Annotated in this window: 19 protein-coding genes; 8 read left to right on the top strand and 11 right to left on the bottom strand. The window is 70.8% G+C overall.

The annotated features are described in order from the left end of the window. The first annotated feature begins 29 nt into the window (after positions 1-29). Both LO762_RS07380 and mgrA read left to right on the top strand, forming a co-directional pair. Complete coding sequence (locus LO762_RS07380) at positions 30-977, top strand: hypothetical protein (RefSeq protein ID WP_230613438.1); 948 nt, start codon at positions 30-32, stop codon at positions 975-977. 10 nt (positions 978-987) lie between these two features. Beyond that, positions 988-2013 (top strand): L-glyceraldehyde 3-phosphate reductase, encoded by a 1026-nt coding sequence (mgrA, locus tag LO762_RS07375; protein WP_230613437.1) that lies wholly within the window; start codon positions 988-990, stop codon positions 2011-2013. Between the two features lie 104 nt (positions 2014-2117). Here mgrA and LO762_RS07370 read toward each other — a convergent pair whose 3' ends face one another. The 7 genes from LO762_RS07370 to LO762_RS07340 form a co-directional block, all read right to left on the bottom strand. Further along, positions 2118-2957, bottom strand: coding sequence for a shikimate dehydrogenase (locus LO762_RS07370; RefSeq protein WP_230613436.1), 840 nt, complete (start codon positions 2955-2957; stop codon positions 2118-2120). After that, complete coding sequence (gene mltG, locus LO762_RS07365) at positions 2954-4081, bottom strand: endolytic transglycosylase MltG (protein ID WP_230613435.1); 1128 nt, start codon at positions 4079-4081, stop codon at positions 2954-2956. The genes LO762_RS07370 and mltG overlap by 4 nt, the downstream gene beginning before the upstream one ends. Then, positions 4078-4536 (bottom strand): Holliday junction resolvase RuvX, encoded by a 459-nt coding sequence (gene ruvX / locus LO762_RS07360; protein ID WP_230613434.1) that lies wholly within the window; start codon positions 4534-4536, stop codon positions 4078-4080. Before ruvX ends, mltG begins: the two co-directional genes overlap by 4 nt. Further along, the gene (alaS, locus tag LO762_RS07355) at positions 4533-7202 is read right to left on the bottom strand and encodes an alanine--tRNA ligase (RefSeq protein ID WP_230613433.1); all 2670 of its coding nucleotides are present in this window, start codon (positions 7200-7202) and stop codon (positions 4533-4535) included. The genes ruvX and alaS overlap by 4 nt, the downstream gene beginning before the upstream one ends. Further along, positions 7189-7545: a hypothetical protein gene (locus LO762_RS07350; protein WP_230613432.1), complete on the bottom strand. Its 357-nt coding sequence runs from the start codon at positions 7543-7545 to the stop codon at positions 7189-7191. Before LO762_RS07350 ends, alaS begins: the two co-directional genes overlap by 14 nt. After that, positions 7542-7943, bottom strand: coding sequence for a DUF948 domain-containing protein (locus tag LO762_RS07345; protein ID WP_230613431.1), 402 nt, complete (start codon positions 7941-7943; stop codon positions 7542-7544). Before LO762_RS07345 ends, LO762_RS07350 begins: the two co-directional genes overlap by 4 nt. Positions 7944-8077: 134 nt before the next feature. Beyond that, the gene (locus tag LO762_RS07340) at positions 8078-9388 is read right to left on the bottom strand and encodes a replication-associated recombination protein A (protein ID WP_230613430.1); all 1311 of its coding nucleotides are present in this window, start codon (positions 9386-9388) and stop codon (positions 8078-8080) included. Positions 9389-9468: 80 nt separating this feature from the next. On the opposite strand from LO762_RS07340, the gene LO762_RS07335 reads away from it, so the two are divergent. Next, a complete protein-coding gene (locus LO762_RS07335) occupies positions 9469-10065 on the top strand; it encodes a TIGR03086 family metal-binding protein (RefSeq protein ID WP_230613429.1) in 597 nt (198 codons plus the stop codon). A gap of 48 nt (positions 10066-10113) precedes the next feature. On the opposite strand, the gene LO762_RS07330 is transcribed toward LO762_RS07335, so the two are convergent. After that, complete coding sequence (locus tag LO762_RS07330; protein WP_230613428.1) at positions 10114-11352, bottom strand: DUF349 domain-containing protein; 1239 nt, start codon at positions 11350-11352, stop codon at positions 10114-10116. Positions 11353-11426: 74 nt separating this feature from the next. After that, entirely contained in the window at positions 11427-12185 is a 759-nt protein-coding gene (locus tag LO762_RS07325) for a peptidylprolyl isomerase (RefSeq protein ID WP_230613427.1), read from the bottom strand. Positions 12186-12422: 237 nt separating this feature from the next. On the opposite strand from LO762_RS07325, the gene LO762_RS07320 reads away from it, so the two are divergent. The 4 genes from LO762_RS07320 (at position 12423) to LO762_RS07305 (ending at position 16848) form a co-directional block, all read left to right on the top strand. Next, positions 12423-13121: an MBL fold metallo-hydrolase gene (locus LO762_RS07320; RefSeq protein WP_230613426.1), complete on the top strand. Its 699-nt coding sequence runs from the start codon at positions 12423-12425 to the stop codon at positions 13119-13121. 5 nt (positions 13122-13126) lie between these two features. Beyond that, positions 13127-14386, top strand: coding sequence for a histidine--tRNA ligase (gene hisS, locus LO762_RS07315; protein ID WP_230613425.1), 1260 nt, complete (start codon positions 13127-13129; stop codon positions 14384-14386). Then, positions 14383-16140, top strand: a complete 1758-nt coding sequence (gene aspS, locus LO762_RS07310; RefSeq protein ID WP_230613424.1) for an aspartate--tRNA ligase — start codon at positions 14383-14385, stop codon at positions 16138-16140. Before hisS ends, aspS begins: the two co-directional genes overlap by 4 nt. A 147-nt stretch (positions 16141-16287) precedes the next feature. Beyond that, positions 16288-16848, top strand: coding sequence for a Uma2 family endonuclease (locus LO762_RS07305; RefSeq protein ID WP_230613423.1), 561 nt, complete (start codon positions 16288-16290; stop codon positions 16846-16848). A 60-nt stretch (positions 16849-16908) separates the two neighbouring features. Here LO762_RS07305 and LO762_RS07300 read toward each other — a convergent pair whose 3' ends face one another. Then, positions 16909-17901, bottom strand: a complete 993-nt coding sequence (locus LO762_RS07300) for a DUF1648 domain-containing protein (RefSeq protein ID WP_230613422.1) — start codon at positions 17899-17901, stop codon at positions 16909-16911. Next, the gene (locus tag LO762_RS07295) at positions 17898-18323 is read right to left on the bottom strand and encodes a GntR family transcriptional regulator (RefSeq protein WP_230613421.1); all 426 of its coding nucleotides are present in this window, start codon (positions 18321-18323) and stop codon (positions 17898-17900) included. Before LO762_RS07295 ends, LO762_RS07300 begins: the two co-directional genes overlap by 4 nt. 183 nt (positions 18324-18506) lie before the next feature. On the opposite strand from LO762_RS07295, the gene LO762_RS07290 reads away from it, so the two are divergent. Continuing rightward, positions 18507-19091, top strand: a complete 585-nt coding sequence (locus tag LO762_RS07290; protein ID WP_230613612.1) for a Uma2 family endonuclease — start codon at positions 18507-18509, stop codon at positions 19089-19091. The last annotated feature ends 30 nt before the right edge of the window (positions 19092-19121 follow it).

Below are 19121 nucleotides of genomic sequence, written 5' to 3'. Positions count from 1 at the left end.
CGTAGTCCGACGCTGAAGAGGTAGAAGAAGTGAAGTCCGTCCTGGTGGCCTCCCTGGCCCTCCTGCCCCTGGGCGCGCAGGGCCCGACCGTCGAAGTCGACCGGCAGGAGGTCGCGCCCGGCCAGACCGTGACGGTACGGCTCGCGGGCTGGCCCAGCGGCAACGTCGCGATCGAGCTGTGCGGCAACGAGGGACGGCGCGGCACCGCCGACTGCGCCGTCGGCTCCTCCGCGACGACGTTCGTCGGCCCGCAAGGCACCGCGACGGCTCTCCTCACCGTCGCCAAACCCCCGGTGGGCTGCCCCTGCGTGGTGTCGGTGCGGCCCGTGGGCGGCGGCCAGGCCAGGACCGTCCCGATCAGCGTCAAGGGCGTCCGGACGCTCAGCGAGGCGCAGCGGGCCGAGGCGGACGCCTCCACGCCGTCCCTCACGGTGACGCGGGTCGCGCTGGAGGGCGGCGGCTTCTCTTCCGCCTGGTTCGGTGGCCCTGCGGAGCGCACCCTTGTCTTCACCGTGAAGAACGATGGCGACCTGCCCGTCTCCGACGCGCCCGTGACGCTCGCGGTAGGCCGCGCGCCCGACCCGACGGGCATCCTCACCGCGCCCGCGCTCGGCACGGTCGAGCCCGGCGAGTCCCGCACGTTCCGGGTGCCGGTGAAGTTCGGCGGTCCCGCGTTCGGCTCCTACCAGGTGCGCGGCCAGATCGAGGGCCAGGCCCGCGACGTCGTCTTCACCGCCGAGACCTCCTCCTACCCGTGGGCGTGGCCGCTGCTGCTCCTCCTGCTCGTCGCCGCGCCCGGCCTGCGCCGCGCCCCGGCCCGTCCCGCCGCCTCCGCCGCGCCCACGACGGCCACCGTCGCCTGCCCGCACTGCGGCGGCGACCTCCACCTCACCCTCGCCCACCCCGCCCCGGACACCGCCGAAACGACGGCGGTGCTGCCTCCCGTGCCCGTCGAACGACCCTCCGACCCCGCCTAAACTCGTGATCATGAGTTACACCGCTGCGGCAGACCGCTACGACAACCTTCCCTACCGCAGGTGCGGGCGGAGCGGGCTGAAGCTGCCCGTCATCTCGCTCGGCCTGTGGCACAACTTCGGCGACGACAAGCCGCGCGACACCCAGCGCGCGATCCTGCGCCGCGCCTTCGACCTGGGTGTCACCCACTTCGACCTCGCCAACAACTACGGCCCCCCGGCGGGCTCGGCGGAGGCGAACTTCGGCGAGATCTTCGCCCAGGACTTCCGGCCCTACCGGGACGAGATCGTGCTGTCCACCAAGGCCGGATACGACATGTGGCCGGGCCCGTACGGCGAATGGGGCTCACGCAAGTACCTGCTCGCCAGCCTCGACCAGTCCCTCAAGCGCATGGGCGTCGACTACGTAGACATCTTCTACAGCCACAGATTCGACCCCGAAACCCCGCTGGAAGAGACGATGGGCGCCCTGGACCACGCCGTCCGCTCCGGCAAGGCCCTCTACGCCGGCATCTCCTCCTACTCCCCAGAGCGGACGATCGAGGCCGCAGCCATCCTCCGCGCCATGGGCACCCCCCTCCTCATCCACCAGCCCTCCTACTCCATGCTGAACCGCTGGATCGAAGGCGGCCTCCTGGACACCCTGGAAACCGAAGGAATCGGCTGCATCGCCTTCTCCCCCCTAGCCCAAGGTGTCCTCACCAACCGCTACCTAGAGGGCATCCCCGAGGGCTCCCGAGCCACCCAGAACCGCTTCCTCCGCCCCGAACACCTGAGCGACGAGATCCTCAACCACGTCCGCTCCCTCAACACCCTAGCCACCACCCGAGGCCAAACCATGGCCCAACTAGCCCTCTCCTGGTCCCTCCGAGACCCCCGAGTAACCTCCGTCCTCATCGGCGCCAGCAGCGTCCCCCAACTAGAAGACAGCCTAACCGCCCTCAACAACCCCACCTTCACCCCCGAAGAACTAGCCGCCATAGACACCAACGCCGTAGAAGCCGGCCTCAACCTCTGGTCCCCCTCCAGCAACGCCTGACCCGATGCCCCGGCCGCGCGCCCTCCCGCGCGGCCCTGGGACCGCTGGTGGGCCCTCAATGAGGCGTTGCCGGGGCCCGGTCCCTCGTCGGGCGCGGGTGTGGGTCAGGTGGGGTTCTGGGCTGCTCGGCGGGCCTGTTCGCGGCGGGTGAGTTCGGTGTTGCCGGCGGCTCGCATGGCTTCGACCGGGGCGGTCTGGCCGGTCATGAGGGTTACCTGGCGGACGGCCTGGTGGAGGAGCATGGCGAAGCCGTTGACGACGGTGCCGTGGGTGGTGAGGACGGCGGTCGCGAGGGCGGTGGGCCACGGGGCGTAGATGGCGTCGAAGACGGGGATCTTGGCGTCGGCGATCAGGTCGGCGTAGGGGGCGGCGCCGTCACCGGGAAGGGTGGAGAAGAGGAGGTCGGTGGTGAGGAGGGCGGCGAGGTCGGTGAGCGTGCGGACCTCGACCGTGAGGCCGAAGCGGGCGCCCACCTCGGCCGTCGCGGCGGCTCGCTCGGGGGTGCGGACGGCCAGGATGGCGCGGCGGGCGCCGAGTTGGGCGGCGGCCGCGAGGCTGGAGGCGGCGGTCGCGCCGCCGCCCAGCACGACGACGTGCTCCAGTTCGGTAACGCCGCCCTCGGCCAGGGCCTGGACGATGCCGTAGACGTCGGTGTTGTCGGCCGCCCAGCCGCCGTTCGGGAGGCGGACCAGGGTGTTCGCGCCACCCGCCTGCACCGCGAGGTCGCTGCGCTCGTCGGCCAGATCCAGGGCGACGCGCTTCAGCGGCATCGTCAGGGACAGGCCCACGAAGTCCTCGGCCAGGTAGGCCGCGAGGCCGTCCTCGGCGCACTCGTGCCGCTCGTACGTCCAGTCGTCCAGACCGAGGGCCGCGTAGGCGGCCCGGTGCAGGATCGGGGACAGGGAGTGGGCGATCGGCGAACCGAGGACGGCGGCGCGGGTCACGGCTGCGGGTTCTCCTTCAACCACTTCTCGAACTTCGCCTTCATCTTGTAGAACTCCGCCTCCGTCTCACCGAACTCGGTGACCTGGTTGGTCGGGTCCACGGCGACGAAGTAGAGCCACTTGCCCGGGGTCGGGTCGAGCGCCGCCTTGATGGCGGTGAGGCCGGGATTGCTGATCGGGCCGGGGGGCAGCCCCGCGTGCTCGTAGACGTTGTAGGGCGAGTCGATCGTCAGGTGGTGGTTCCGCACGTCGTAGATGCGCAGCTTGTGCGCGTACAGGATGGGCGTGTCGAACCGCAGGAACATGTCGATCTTGAGCCGGTTGTAGACGACACGTGCGACCTTGCCCTGGTCCTCCGCCTTGCCCGCCTCCGCCTGGACGAGGCTGGCGATGTTGATGATCTCGGCGGGTGTCACGCCGCGCTTCTTGGCGCCTTGCTTGATGTTCAGCGGCGCGACCTGCTGCTTGAAGCGATCGACCATCATCTTGACGAGGTCAGTGGCCGACGCGTCCGGGGGGAGGCTGTACTGGCCCGGGAAGAGGTAGCCCTCGACGTTGCCCTTGGCGTAGGAGGGCAGGCCCAGGTTCTTGACCTTGATCTTCTTGAACTGTTTGAGGGGGACGCCGCTCTCCTTCGAGAGGCGCTGGTAGATCTCCGACGCCCACAGGCCCTCGGGGATCGTGACGAGGTGGGCGCGGGCCTTCGGGTCGAGGATGAGCTGGACGGCGGAGGACGCCGACATCTGCTTGCGCATCTTGTAGAAGCCCGGCTGGACGCCCTGGATCTTGGGCTCCTCCTCGGCGGCCTTGATAAAAGCCTTGCTGGACTTCACCACGTCGGCCTTGTAGAGGGTCTCGGCGATGGACGACGTGTAGTCGCCGTCCTTCACCTCGATCGTCGTCTCGCCGCTGCCCGCGCCGCTGTAGTCCGGCGGGCGCATGAACGTGTCCAGCTTGGTGTAGCCGAAGTAGCCACCGCCGCCGATCACGACCACAAGGAAGAGGATCGCGGCGACCGCCGCGGCCCCGCCCCCGCGCTTCTTGCGTTTGTCCCGCTTGCGCTGTTCGGTGCGGTCCGCGCGGCTGTCGCGCCGCGTCTCCTCACCCCAGAAGTCGTCGTTCACTCTCTCCCCTTGACGGGCACGCCCGGCGGGTTGCCGGTCAGCCGCTCGGCGTCGAGCGCCGCCTGCAGCAGAACCGTGGCCGCGGCCTGGTCGATGACCCGCCGCTGGTCCTTGGCCTTGGTCCCGCCCGACCGCAGCCCGCTGGCGGCGGTCACGGTGGTCAGACGCTCGTCGTAGAGCCGTACCGTACCGAAGGGGAGTTTCCGTGCCAATCTAGTGGCAAATGCCCTGGCCGAAGCGGCTGCCGGACCCTCCTTGCCGGAGAGATGCGCGGGCAGGCCCACGATGACCTCCAGGGCTTCGTACTCGGACACCAGGGCGGTGACGCGCGCGACGTCGCCCCGTCCGGCTCGGACCGTCTCCACGGGGACGGCGAGGATGCCGGCGGGGTCGCTGCGGGCAACGCCTATCCGGACACTGCCCACATCGACCCCGAGCCGAACACCGTTTCTCACGCGGAGCCCACCTGGCGCTCCACCACCGCGAGCGCCTCCTCGATCCGGCCGGGGTCGGCGCCGCCGCCCTGGGCGAGGTCGTCCTTGCCGCCTCCGCCGCCGCCGAGCACCTTGGCGGCCAGCCCGACGAGTTTGCCCGCCTTGTGCCCGCGCTCGCGCCCGAGGTCGTTGACGGCCACCACAACGACCGGCCTGTCCTTCGGCACCGCGGTGATCATGACGACGGCCGGGCGGCCCTCAAGCCGGGACCTGACGTCGATCGCGAGCTTGCGCAGGTCGTCCGCGCCGATCCCGTCCGGGGCCCGGTGGCCGACGAACGCGGTGCCGTCGACGTCCTTGGCGCCCTCGGCGAGCCCGGCGGACGCGGCCAGGATCTGCTCGGCGCGCAGCCGCTCCAGGTCCTTCTCGGCCTCGCGCAGCTTCGTGACGATCCCGGAGATCCGCTCGGGCAGCTCCTCGCGCCGCGCCTTGACCTGGTCGGCGAGCTGGTTGACGAGCACGTTCTCCTTGGCCAGGAACCGGAACGCGTCCATGCCGACGAGCGCCTCGATCCGCCGCACGCCCGCGCCGATCGACGACTCGCTCATCAGCTTGATCAGGCCGAGCTGGCCCGAGCTGCCCACGTGGGTGCCGCCGCACAGCTCGCGCGAGTACTCGCCGATCTCCACGACCCGCACCTCGTCGCCGTACTTCTCGCCGAACAGCGCCATCGCGCCCATCGCGACGGCCTCGGACTGCGAGGTGACGAACGCCCTGACCTCCAGGTCGTTCATGAGCACCTCGTTGACCTCGTGCTCGACGTCGCGCAGCACCGTGACGGGGACGGCCCCGGCGGCGGTGAAGTCGAAGCGGAAGCGTCCGGGCGAGTTCTCCGAGCCCGCCTGCGCGGCCGACTCGCCGAGCGCGGCCCGGAAGCCCGCGTGGACGAGGTGGGTCGCGCTGTGCGAGCGGGAGATCGCCATCCGGCGCGACCTGTCGATCTCGGCGAGCACGGTGTCGCCGGAGCGGGCGAGGCCGCTGCGCACCCTGCCTCGGTGCACGATGAGGCCGGGCAGCGGCGACTGCACGTCGTGCACCTCGATCTCCGCGCCGCCCAGGAACTTGATCACGCCGTGGTCGGCGAGCTGGCCGCCGCCCTCGGCGTAGAACGGGGTGCGGTCCAGGACCACCTCGACGTCGGTGCCCTGCGGCGCCTCCTGGACGTTCGCGCCGTGCACGAGCAGGCCGACGACGCGGGCCTCGGAGTCGTAGGCGCTGTAGCCCAGGAAGTCGGTCTTGCCGCCCGCCGCGTCCAGGAGGTCGCCGAGCACGGTGACGTCGGCGTTGCCGGTCTTCTTCTCGCGGGCGTCGGCCTTGGCCCGGTCCCGCTGCTCCTGCATGAGCCGGCGGAAGCCGTCCTCGTCGACCTTGAGGCCCTGCTCGGAGGCCATCTCCAGGGTCAGCTCGATGGGGAAGCCGTAGGTGTCGTGCAGCTTGAACGCGTCGGAGCCGCCGACGACGCCGCGACCGGAGCGCTTGGACTCGGCGGCCGCCACGTCGAAGATCGACTCGCCGGTGCGCAGCGTCCGGAGGAAGCTCTCCTCCTCGGCGTCGATCACCGTGTGGATGTTGGCGGCGGTCCGGATCAGCTCGGGGTACTGCTCGCCCATCGCCCTGATCGCGGTGTCGGTCAGCTCGTGCATGAGGCCGCCCTCCTGCCCGCCGAGCAGCCGCAGCTTGCGGATCGCCCGGCGCAGGATGCGGCGCAGCACGTAGCCACGGCCCTCGTTGGACGGGATGATGCCGTCCGCGACCATCATCATCCCGGACCTGACGTGGTCGGCCACGACCCGCAAAGAGACGTCGTCGGTGGCGTCCTTGCCGTAGCGCGACTTCGTGAGGTCGGCCGCCCGGTCGAGGATCCGCCACATCGTGTCGGTCTCGTAGATGTTGTCGACGCCCTGCAGGATCGCCGCCATGCGCTCCAGGCCCATGCCGGTGTCGATGTTCTTGGCGGGCAGCTCGCCGGTGATGTCGAAGTCCACCTTGGACCGGACGGTGCCGAGCTGGAACTGCATGAAGACGAGGTTCCAGACCTCCAGGTACCTGTCCTCGTCGGCCTCGGGGCCGCCGTCACGGCCGTGCTCGGGGCCTCGGTCGTAGTAGATCTCCGAGCAGGGCCCGCCGGGGCCGGGGACGCCCATGTGCCAGAAGTTGTCGGCCAGGCCGCGCCGCTGGATCCGGTCCATCGGCACCCCGACGACCTTGTGCCACAGCTCGGCGGACTCGTCGTCGTCGTGCAGGACGGTGACCCACAGCTTCTCCTCGGGGAAGCCGAAACCGCCGTCGGCCTGGGACTTCGTGAGCAGCTCCCAGGCGTAGGGGATCGCCTGCTCCTTGAAGTAGTCGGCGATGGCGAAGTTGCCGAGCATCTGGAAGAACGTGCCGTGCCGGGTGGTCTTGCCGACCTCTTCGATGTCCGGGGTCCGCACGCACTTCTGGCAGCTCGTCATCCGTGGCGCGGGCGGGGTGCGCTGGGCGAGGAAGTACGGCTTGAACGGAACCATGCCTGCGGGCACCAGCAGCAGCGTCGGGTCCTCGGCGACGAGGCTTGCCGAGGGCACCACCAGGTGCCCCTTCTCCTCGAAGTACCGCAGGTATCGGCGCGCGATTTCAGCCGACTCCATGTGTTCCGTCCTCGTTCTTGTCGTAGGTGATCTCGGGTCTGTCGCTTCCCACGGGCCTGGCCCGCAGCACCCGGCCGGGGATCGCGCCGCGCGGATCCAGCGGCGGCGCCTGGTCCAGCTCGATGGCCTCCTGGAGCTCGGCCTCCCGGACGGCCATGTGGTACCTGACGTCCTCGGCCAGCGCCTTCAGCCGGTTGCCGGCCTCCTCGCCGCGTTTGGCGGCCTGCTCCACGGCCAGCACCGCGAGGTTCTGCGGGGTCAGGCTGCGCACGAACTTGACGGTCTTGCGCTGGGCGTAGAGGGCGGCTCCCGCGCCTACGCCGATCCAGAACAGCCTTCTCATCGACGCCCCTTGCGCTGCGCGGGGAGCTGCGGCCTCGCGGGCGGCTGCTCCGACGGACGGCTGAGCGCCTTGCGCACCCCGTAGGAGAACGACGCTGCTTTCACCAGCGGCCCACTGACGACGGACGTCATCACCGTGGTCACCGCCGAGACGTTCTGGCTGACGCCCGCCATCTGCTTGGTGATCACGTCGGTGCGGTCGAGCTGCTCGGCGGCCTGCTCGACGGTCTTGGCCATGTCGTCCAGCAGCGGAGCCGCCTGGTCGCCCAGCTCCGTCACCAGCTTGGTGGTCTCCCGCAGCAGCTTGGCCAGCCGCAGCAGCACCAGCGAGACGAAGCAGACGAGCACGGCCCAGAAGACGGCAACGATCAGACCAGCGAGCTGTCCACCAGTGAGCATCGGGGTCTTCCCATCGGTATGCGGTCGCCCAGCGGGCTTGCGGGCTCGAACGGCCCACGGGGCCATCGGTACCGGGCACCCGTACACCCGACCTTACCGTGATCGCGCGCCCCGGGTGGTTACGCGGCGGTAGCTCACCGGTCCCGGCCGCGCAGCACCCTGCCGATCCGCTCCAGCACCTCCGTCCAGCGGGATTCGGCGCCGTGCCGGGTCGGCCGGTAGTAGCGCCGTCCGGCCAGCTCGTCGGGCGCGTACTGCTGGGCGACGACGCCGCCGGGATGGTCGTGCGGGTACAGGTAGCCCTTGCCGTGGCCGAGCTTCTCCGCGCCCTTGTAGTGGGCGTCGCGCAGGTGGTTGGGCACGTGCCCGACGTTGCCGCGCCGGACGTCGCCCATCGCCTCGTCGATCGCGACGATCACCGCGTTGGACTTGGGCGCGAGCGCGAGGTGGATCACCGCCTGGGCGAGGTTGATCCGCGCCTCGGGCAGCCCGACGTGCTCGACCGCGCGGGCCGCGGCGATCGCCGTCTGGAGGGCTGTCGGGTCGGCCATGCCGATGTCCTCGGAGGCGTGCACGATGAGGCGGCGGGCGATGAACCGGGCGTCCTCACCCGCGACGATCATCCTGGCGAGGTAGTGCAGGGCGGCGTCCGGGTCGCTGCCCCTGATGCTCTTGATGAACGCGCTGATCACGTCGTAGTGCTGGTCGCCGTCCCTGTCGTAGCGGACGGCCGCCTGGTCGACGGCCTTCTCCAGCACGTCGACGGTGATCTCGCCGTCGCCGACGAGGGCGGCGGCCTCCAGGTAGGTGAGGGTGCGGCGGGCGTCCCCTCCGGCGAGCCTGACGAGGTGGTCCTCGGCCTCGGGGGTCAGCTCCGCGGTGATGCCCCGTTCGTCCGTCAGCGCCCTTCTCAGGACCTCGCGGACCTCGTCGTCGCCGAGCGGCTGGAGGGTGAGCAGCAGGGAGCGGGACAGCAGCGGCGAGTTCACCGAGAAGAACGGGTTCTCGGTGGTCGCGCCGATGAAGGAGACCCAGCGGTTCTCGACGGCGGGAAGAAGGGCGTCCTGCTGCGCCTTGTTGAACCTGTGCACCTCGTCCACGAACAGCAGCGTCTGCCGCCCGGACATGCCGAGCTGCCGCTTGGCCTCGGCGATCGCGTCGCGGACGGCCTTGACCCCGTCGGAGACCGCCGAGATCTCCACGAACCGGCGGCTCGTGGCCCGGCTGACGACCGAGGCGAGCGTGGTCTTGCCGGTGCCGGGCGGCCCCCACAGCACCAGCGACATGGGGGCGTCGCGCTCCACGAGCTGACGGACGGGGGTGCCGGGGCCGGTCAGGTGGCTCTGGCCGACGACCTCGTCGAGGTTCCGGGGGCGCATCCGGACCGCCAGCGGCTCGTGCGCGCGCCGCGCCTCCTCGGCGGGCTCATCGAACAGGCTGTCCATACCCGCGACACTATCCGGCGCAGTCCGGAACCGGCGTTGCGGTTGACAGAGCACCCGCCCCGGGAGTCACCTTGTCCTCCATGACGTCCTCCGCCCCCGACGCACCCTGTGGGCTGCCGCGTGCCCAGGACCTCTTCGAGGGCGTCGTCCTCAGGGTGCCGTCCGGCTCCTGGGACTCCCCTTCGCCGTGCGAGGGCTGGACCGCCAGGGACGTCCTCGGCCACGTGATCGCGTTCCACCACGAGATCGTCGCGCTCGCGTTGGGCGCTCCCCCGCCGGGCCCCACCGCCTTCCCCGGCTCCTACGTCGGGCCCGACCCGGCGACGTCCTGGCGTGAGGCCCGCGCCGCCTGCACGGCCGCGCTGACGCCCGCCGCCCTGGACCGTCCCATCCCGTTCCCCGGCTTCGGCGAGATCCCGTTGCGCACTCTCCTGGACACCTACGTCCTGGAACTCGTCGTGCACGCCTGGGACCTCGCGACAGCGGCGGCCCTCCCCCTGCACCCGGCCTCCGACCTCGTCCACCACGCCCTCGCCACCGCCCAGGTGATCGCCCCGGCCCTACGCCGCGACGGCCTCGTCGCCCCACCCCGCACCCCGCCCCGAGGCGCCTCCGAACTCACCCGCCTCCTCGCCTCCCTCGGCCGCGACGACGGCACCTGCGCCCCACCCGCCTGACAACGACGAAGGCCCGCCCCCTCAGGGACGGGCCTCGTGAGCGAAGTGTCAGCCGGAGAACTCGGCGAGGGTGCGCTCGGCCTCTTCCAGCCAGGCGCGACGGGCCGTGAGGGCCTCCTCGGCGTCCTTGACCGCCTTGGCGTTGCCCGCCGTCTCGGCCTTGGCGAGCTTGGACTCCAACTGGGCGATGCTCGTGCGGAGCTGGGCCACGGTGGCCTCAGCGCGGGCGCGGGCCTCCGGGTTGGAGCGGCGCCACTCGGACTCCTCGGCCTGGCGGACGGCGTCCTCGACCTTGCGGAGACGGCCTTCGAGCCTGTCCCGGGAGTCGCGCGGCACCATGCCCGCGGCCTCCCAGCGCTCCTGGAGGGAGCGCAGCGCCTGCTTGGTCTGGCGGAGGTTCTTCACCGGGACGAGGCGCTCGGCCTCCTCCAGCAGCTTCTCCTTGACCTCGGCGTTGCCCGCGAACTCCTTGTCCCGCTCGTCGAACGCCGCCTTACGGGCGTTGAAGAAGGTGTCCTGGGCGCCCTTGAAACGGCCCCACAGCTCCTCCTCGGCCTCCCGCGACGCGCGGCCCGCCGACTTCCACCGGTTCATCAGGTTCCGGTAGGCGGCGGCGGTGTCGTTCCAGTGGGTGGAGCCGGACAGCGCCTCGGCCTCGGCGACCAGGGCCTCCTTCTCGGACTGCGCGGAGGAGCGCTGGTCCTCCAGCGAGGAGAAGTACGCCTTGCGGCGCTTGGTGAAGGCGTTGCGGGCCGCCGACAGGCGCTTCCACAGCACCGTCTCGGTGGCGCGGTCGATCCGCTCGGCGGCCTTCCACTCCTCCACGAGCTGGCGCAGGCGCTCGCCGCCGTTCTTCCAGTGCGTCTCCTCGGTCGCGATCCGCTCGGCCTCGGCGACGATCCGCTCCTTGACCTCACGGGCCGCGCCGCGCGCGTGGTCGCGCTGGACCTTCAGCTCCTCGCGCTTCTTGCCCGCGAGCTCGTTCAGCGCGTCCAGGCGGGCGACGAGCGAGTCGAGGTCGCCGACGGCGTTGGCGTCCACGACCGACTCGCGCAGCCGCTCGATGCTGCTGCTGGCCTGGGCGGGCGCGAGGTCGGTGGTCTTGATGCGCTGCTCGAGCAGCCCGATCTCGGTGGCGAGGGAGTCGTACTTGCGCTTGAAGTAGGCAAGGGCCTCCTCGGGGGCGCCCGCCTGCCAGGACCCCACGACCCTCTCGCCGTCCGCGGTCTTCACGTAGACCGTGCCCTCTTCGTCGACACGGCCCCACGGATCTGTGGCGCTGGACACCCTTGCCTCCTGCGTCGTGGCCCGAACTGTCGGTTTGGTGTTCCGGGCCTACCAAACACTAGCGCCCCTGGCCGCTAGTTCTGTTCGATCGAGATGCTCTTGATTTCAACCTTTGTCTTGGGCTTGCCGTCGCCCGCGGGCTCCGATCCGGCCTTGGCGATCTTCTCCACCTCGCCGATGCCCTTGGCGACGGTGCCGAAGACCGTGTAGTCCGGCGGGAGGTCGTCCCAGTCCTCGTACACGATGAAGAACTGGCTGCCGTTGGTGTCCGCCCCGGCGTTCGCCATCGCCAGGACGCCCTTCTTGTACTGGGCGCCCTCGGTGTTCTCGTTGGCGAACTCGTAGCCTGGGCCGCCCATGCCCGTCGCGTCGGGGTCGCCGCACTGCAGGACCTTGTCCGTCAGGCGGTGGCAGGAGGTGCCGTCGAAGTAGCCCTCCTCGGCCAGATAGGTGAAGGAGTTCACCGTGCAGGGGGCCTTCTCGCCGTCCAGGGTGAAGGTCAGCTCACCCGCCGAGGTGTTCACCACGGCGTCCACCGGGCCCTCGTAGGCGGGCACGACCGGAGGCGTCCCGACGTCCTTGGACGCCTCGCCCTTGGGCGTGTACAGGCACTCGCCCGGGTTCGCCGTCGGGGCCGCCAGGGGCTCGTCGGAGGAGTCGTCCCTGGTGAAGAACCAGGCGCCGCCCGCCACGCCGAGGATCACCACCGCGGTGGCGACCGCGCCGCCGACGACGCTCTTGCGGCGCGCGGCGGCCTGCTCGGCCTCGCGGCGCGCCTGCTGGCGCTCGTAGCGCTGGCGCGCCAGTTCCTTCTTCCGGTCCTTGCCAGCCACTCCGGCAGCCTCCTCGCCTTTCCCCGCCGTGTCCGTCCGAAGATCAGTGCACGGCATGCTATCGGTCTCCCGAGCCCCGACGTGCCGCGGGAGGGGAACTCTCCCTACCCGCGCGGACACGGCCATACTCGTTCGCGGGAGGACACGGCCCCCCGGTAGGCTCGGGCTCACCTTCCGTGTTTCAGTCCGTGCATCCAAGCGGCCCCGGCATAAGGGCCGCGTACAGAGAGGCCGACAGTGCTCGTCGCCGGATTCCCCGCTGGATCGTTCGCCACGAACTGCTACGTCGTGGCGCCCGCCGCCGGCGAGGAGTGCGTGATCATCGATCCCGGCCAGGACGCCACGGAAGGCGTCCAGGACATCCTGCGGCAGCACAAGCTGAAGCCGGTGGCGGTGATCCTCACGCACGGCCACATCGACCACGTGTGGTCGGTCGCGCCCGTGTGCGGGGCGAGCGGCGTCCCCGCGTTCATCCATCCCGACGACCGCGACCTGCTCAGCGATCCGGCCAAGGGCTTCGGGGTGACGTCCGCGCAGCTTTTCGGCGGCCTCGAACTGAGCGAGCCCGACGACGTCAGGGAGCTGACGGACGGCGCCGAGCTGGAACTCGCCGGGATGAGGCTGACCGTGGACCACGCGCCGGGCCACACGCCCGGCTCGGTGACGTTCCGCACCCCGTTCGAGCACGACGGCACCGCCACCCAGGTGATGTTCTCCGGCGACCTGCTGTTCGCCGGCTCCATCGGCCGCACCGACCTGCCGGGCGGCGACCACACGGCGATCCTGCGCAGCCTGGCCCGGGTGTGCCTGCCGCTGGCGGACGACACCGTGGTCCTGCCGGGACACGGACCCCAGACGACCATCGGCCGCGAGCGCGTGACCAATCCGTACCTGTCGGATCTCGCGCCCGCCGAAGGACCCAAACGAGGCTTGTAACCCGAATGAGTGCTTTCCAGGCCCCCAAGGGGGTCAGTGAATACGTCACGCCGCGCTCCGCCGCCTTCCTGGCGGCCCGCGACGCGTTCGCCGCCGCCGCCGCCGGAGCCGGCTACTCCTACCTGGAGCTGCCGGTCTTCGAGGACACGCAGCTGTTCGCGCGCGGCGTGGGCGAGTCCACCGACGTCGTGACGAAGGAGATGTACACCTTCAACGACAAGGGCGGCCGCTCCGTCACGCTGCGCCCGGAGATCACCGCGGGCGCGCTGCGCGCGGTGCTGGAGCACAACCTGCACCGGGGCGCGCTGCCGGTGAAGGTGTGGGCGGTGGGCCCGGTGTTCCGGTACGAGCAGCCGCAGTCCGGCAGGTACCGGCAGTTCTACCAGGTGGACCTGGAGGCCCTCGGCTCCGAGGACCCGGCTATCGACGCCGAGACGATCGCGCTGGCATGGGACTACTACCAGGGCCTCGGCCTACGCCAGGTGACGCTGCACCTGAACACGCTCGGCGACGCCGAATGCCGTCCGGCCTACCGGGCCGCGCTCCAGGCGTTCCTGCGCGGCCTCGACCTGGACGCCGAGACCCGCGCCCGGGTCGAGATCAACCCGCTGCGGGTGCTGGACGACAAGCGTCCCGAAGTGAAGGCGCAACTAGCTGACGCGCCGCTCATCACCGACCACCTGTGCGCCGCCTGCAAGGCCCACTACGACCGCGTCCGCGAACTCCTCGCCGACCTGTCGATCCCGTGGACGGACAATCCCAGGCTCGTGCGCGGCCTTGACTATTACACCCGCACCCTGTTCGAGTTCGATCACCCACTGCTGGGCGCCCAGTCCGGCATCGGCGGCGGCGGCCGCTACGACGGCCTGTCCGAGACGATCGGCGGCCCCCCGCTGCCCGGCATCGGGTTCGGCCTGGGCCTCGACCGGATCGTCCTGGCGATGGAGGCCGAGAACGCCCCAGCCGTCGCCGCGGCTGCCGTCAAGGTGTACGGGGTGGCGCTGGGCGACACCGCCGCGCGCGAGGTCTTCCGGCTGGTCACCGCGCTGCGCCGGGCCGGGATCCCGGCCGACCAGGGGTTCGGCGGGCGCAGCATGAAGGCGGGCATGAAGGGCGCCGACCGGTCCGGGGCCGACTGGGCGCTCATCCTCGGCGAGCGAGATCTCGCCGCCGGGACGGTCCAGCTGAAGGAGCTGGCCACCGGCACGCAGACCGAGATCCCGCTCACCGACGTCATCGAAGTTCTCAAGGGGAAGTACGCATGATTCGCACGCACGAGGCCGGCACGCTCCGGGCGGAGGACGCCGGCACCACTGTCGTGCTGGCCGGCTGGGTGGCCCGCCGCCGCGACCACGGCGGCGTGATCTTCATCGACCTGCGGGACGCCTCCGGCACCGTCCAGGTCGTCTTCCGCGAGGAGGACACCGCGCACGACCTGCGCTCGGAGTTCTGCGTGAAGGTGACGGGCGCCGTGCGGGTCCGTCCCGAGGGCAACGAGAACCCGGAGATCCCGACCGGTGCGGTCGAGGTCGTCGCCGAGGACATCGAGGTGCTGTCGGAGTCGGCGCCGCTGCCGTTCCCGATCGAGGGCGACGTCAACGTCAACGAGGAGGTGCGCCTCCGCCACCGGTACCTGGACATCCGGCGCGACGCCACCGCGCGCGCGCTCAGGGCCCGCTCCGAGGCGACGTTCCTTATCCGCGAGGTCCTGCGCGAACGTGGTTTTGTGGACGTGGAGACGCCCACCCTGACGGCGTCCACCCCCGAGGGCGCGCGTGACTTCCTCGTCCCCGCGCGGTTGAAGCCGGGCCACTGGTACGCGCTGCCGCAGTCGCCGCAGCTGTTCAAGCAGCTGCTCATGGTCGGCGGCCTGGAGCGGTATTACCAGATCGCCCGCTGCTACCGCGACGAGGACTTCCGCGCCGACCGGCAGCCGGAGTTCACCCAGGTGGACGTCGAGATGTCGTTCGTCGACCAGGAGGACGTCATCGCGGTCGGCGAGGCGATGGTGGCGCGGGTGTGGAAGGAGCTGGCCGGGTACGACGTGCCGCTCCCGCTGCCCCGGATGACCTACGCCGACGCGATGGCCAAGTACGGCTCAGACAAGCCGGACGTGCGCTTCGGCCAGGAGCTCGTGGACCTGACCGGGTACTTCGCCGGGACGTCCTTCCGGGTGTTCCAGGCCGAGCACGTCGGCGCGGTCGTCATGCCGGGCGGCGCCGCGCAGACCCGCAAGGAGCTGGACGCCTGGCAGGACTGGGCCAAGCAGCGCGGCGCGCGCGGCCTCGCCTACGTCCTCCTGGACGCCGACGGCTCGCTGCGCGGGCCCGTCGCCAAGAACCTGTCCGAGGAGCACCTGGCGGGCCTGGCGGCCGCCACGGGCGCGCGGCCGGGCGACGCGATCTTCTTCGCCGCGGGCCGCCGCCACTCGTCCCTGGAGCTGCTGGGCGCCGCCCGGCTGGAGATCGGCCGTCGCGGCGGCCTCATCGACGAGTCGGCGTGGAAGTTCCTGTGGGTCGTGGACTTCCCGATGTACGAGCCCATCGAGGACGAGAACGGCGTGCGGACCGGCTGGCACGCCATGCACCACCCGTTCACCGCCCCCACTGCCGAGTACCTCGACACGTTCGACAAGGACCCGGGCCCCGCCCTGTCCAACGCCTACGACCTCGTGCTCAACGGCACGGAACTGGGCGGCGGCTCGATCCGCATCCACCGCAAGGACGTCCAGGAGCGGGCCTTCGCCGCCATCGGCCTGTCCGAAGAGACGGCAAGGTCGCAATTCGGCTTCCTACTCGAAGCTTTCAACTACGGCCCACCCCCCCACGGCGGCATCGCCCTGGGCCTCGACCGCCTCGTCACCCTCCTCGTCGGCGCCGAGACCATCCGCGACGTCATCGCCTTCCCCAAGGCCGCCTCCGGCCTCGACCCCCTCACCGGCGCCCCCACCCCCATCACCCCCCAACAACGCCGAGAAGCCGGCATCGACACCCCCACCAAACCCACCCCCGAAGCCTGATCCCGGCCCCGCCCCTCTCGCCCGACCAAAACGGCCAAACCCCAACATTAGCGACGCTGCGCCATCGACTTGGCACAGTGAGTCAACATTCGGTAATGTGCCCTTGGCCCTGAGTCACGCGAGAGGGGCGTTGGTACCGTGACCGTTATGGCAACCCGTCAGACGTCCGATCTCGTGCGGTTCTTCGAGGAGCTCGACGTTCCCGAGGGCCTCCAGGCGGAGCTGATCGACGGGGAGATCATCGTGGCACCCTCGGGGACGCCGCTGCACTGGCTGCTCATCTGGGCGCTGATCAAGCAGTTCGACGGCGACGACCGCTGGCAGTGCGTCGCCGAACAGACCCTCGCCCACCCGCGCCACCAGGATCGGCCGGAACCGGATTTCCTGCTCTATCCGGCCCCCATTCCCCGCAGCGCCTACCAGGCTCCGCTGAGCGCCGAGCAGGTCCCCTTCGTCGCCGAGATCCTGTCCCGCCGCAACGCCGACAACGACGTGATCAAAAAACCGCGTCTCTACGCCCGATTCGGCATCCCGCTCTACCTCGTCGTCGACCCCTTCACCGGCAAGTGCACCCTGCACCTGTCCCCCGGCGGGTCCGGCTACCGGGAGCAGCGCACCACGGCCTTCGGCGACCCGATCGACCTGCCCGACCCCGTCGCCCTGACCCTGGACACCACGGCCTTCGACACCTATGCGGGGCCCGCCTAGGCACGTGTGCCCGCGTCCTCGCGCGACGGCACGAGCCAGGGTCGTTCGTCTTGGTGTCGGCTATTTGCGGCGTCGGGTGGCTGCTCTGTCCACCTCGCCCTGGAGGAGGGAGGCGGCGGTCTGGGCGTCCTTGACCGTGACCACAAAGCGGGGGCCGGAGGTGCGGGTGACCTGGATGGCCTCGCCGCCGCGTAGCACCACGCCCATCGCGCCGGGTACCCGGCGGACGCCCCAGCCGCCGAACTGGGCCATCGGGCGGACCGAGACGACCTCGACGGACGCGATGTCGGCGAGCGGCACCCGGAAGCGCGGCAGGCCCACGACGGACGTCACGGCGAGCCCGGAGCCGTCCACCTTGACCCGGAACATCAGGGTCGTCGCGACCGCGACGAGCACCACGAGCGCGGTGGCCGCCATGATCCACGCGGCGGCCCCGGAGGTGCCGATCGAGGCCACGGCGACGCCCAGGAAGCTCAGCACGATCAGCGCGGTGGCCCCCGGGTGGAGGGTGGCGGTGCCGGTCCACACGGCCCGCTCGCCCGCCCTGAGCCTGCGGGGGACGGCGGGCGTGCCCGGCGCCACCGTGTCCTCGCGCGGCAGCACCAACCAGGCGAGCAGACCCGCCGCGATGGCCGCCGCGAACGCGACAGGGGCCGCCGCGATGGGCAGCCGCGCGTCCACCGCGTCCGCGACGTCGACCTGGACGAGGGTGCTCCACGTCGCGAGGATCGCGATGAGCACCGCGGTGCCCAACGACAGCGCCCCCATCAGCCGGGACACCAGGACGCCCTCCGGGCGTCGCAGCGCGGCGACGGACGTCACCAGGAGGACGACGGGCAGGCCGAGGCCCACCAGGCCCGTCACCAGCGGCGCCACCCAGGGCAGGCCGAAGTTCGTCGGCTCGCCGGTGGCCGACCACTGGCTCGCCGCCGGGTCGGGCAGCCGCGACAGCACAAAGAGCTGGACGACGACCGCGATCACCGTGATCAGAAGCGGGAGCAGCCCCCCGAGCAGCAGGAACAGTCGGATCGAGGGTGGTCTGGTCTCGGTCATCGCGGTTCTCCTTCGTCAACGTCTTCGTCCGTGTCGGGGCCCGGAGCGCGCCCGGGGGCGGCGGTGTCGCCTCTGGGGGCTGATTCCCGGACGAGCCGGGCGAGCGTGTCGGCAGACACCCCGAGGGCGTGCGCCCGCTCGACCAGCTCCCGCACCGAGTCCGACAGCCCGCGCAGCGTGTCGGCCCGCCCGGTGATCGTCGCCCCACGCCCGCGCCGCAACTCAAGCAGCCCCTCGTCACGCAGCATCTGGTAGGCGTGCAGGACGGTGTTCCGGTTGACCCCCAGCGACGCGCACAACACCTTCGCCGTCGGTATCCGATCCCCCACCCGGATGGACCCGTCAAGAATCCCCGCCCGCACCGAAGCCGCGATCTGCTCGAACAACGGCGTCTCCTCCGCCGCGTCAATCGAGATCAACATCCACACCCTCCCCCCAAACCCGATAATCCTATTCTAACTAGGACTATGAACCTCCACAATCCCCGTTTCCACAACCCCGACATTGGCGACAATACGCAATCGGTTTGCGACCCAGAGTCATCAAACGGTAATGTGGCCGTCGGCCCGTAGGCGTGCGAGAGGGGTGTTGCTACCGTGACCGTCATGGCGACCCGTCATCGGCAGGACCCCGCGGGCAGTGTCCGTGACCCCCGCGTGGCCATCGCGGAACTCGCCGTTCCCGAGGGCTTCAAGGCGGAACTGATCGACGGGGAGATCATCTTGTCGCCTTCCCCCCCAAGGCTGCATGCCCGCCTCATCCGCGCGATCGAGGCACAACTGCTCGCCGGCCACGACGGCTGGGAGTGCTCGCTGGAGCAGACCATCGAGCACCCCAAGTTCCCGGACCTGCCACAACCCGATCTCGCCCTCGTGCCCTTCTCGGACGACGCCGCCGAGGACGGCACCTGGTGGCCGGCGGAAGAGGTCCTCCTCGCGGTCGAGGTCCTCTCCCACTCCAACTCCACCAACGACACGGTGGCCAAGCCACGGCTCTACGCCCGCTTCGGCATCCCGCTGTACTTGATCGTCGACCCCTTCGGCGGGCAGTGCACCCTGTACGCGAAGCCGCGGGAAGGGCAGTACGAAGACAAGATCGCCTTTCCGTTCGGTGCGCCGGTGGCCCTTCCCGCCCCCGTGGCCGTGGAACTCGACACGACCCGCTTCCGCACCTTCGTCCCGCGCGCCTGACAGGTCCCCGCCCGCCGCCGGGGCACGGAC

It is taken from the genome of Actinocorallia sp. API 0066, from assembly GCF_020991275.1.
Lineage (GTDB): Bacteria > Actinomycetota > Actinomycetes > Streptosporangiales > Streptosporangiaceae > Actinocorallia.
Note: the sequence above shows the minus strand (reverse complement) of the source record. Positions and strands in the feature narration are given on the sequence as shown.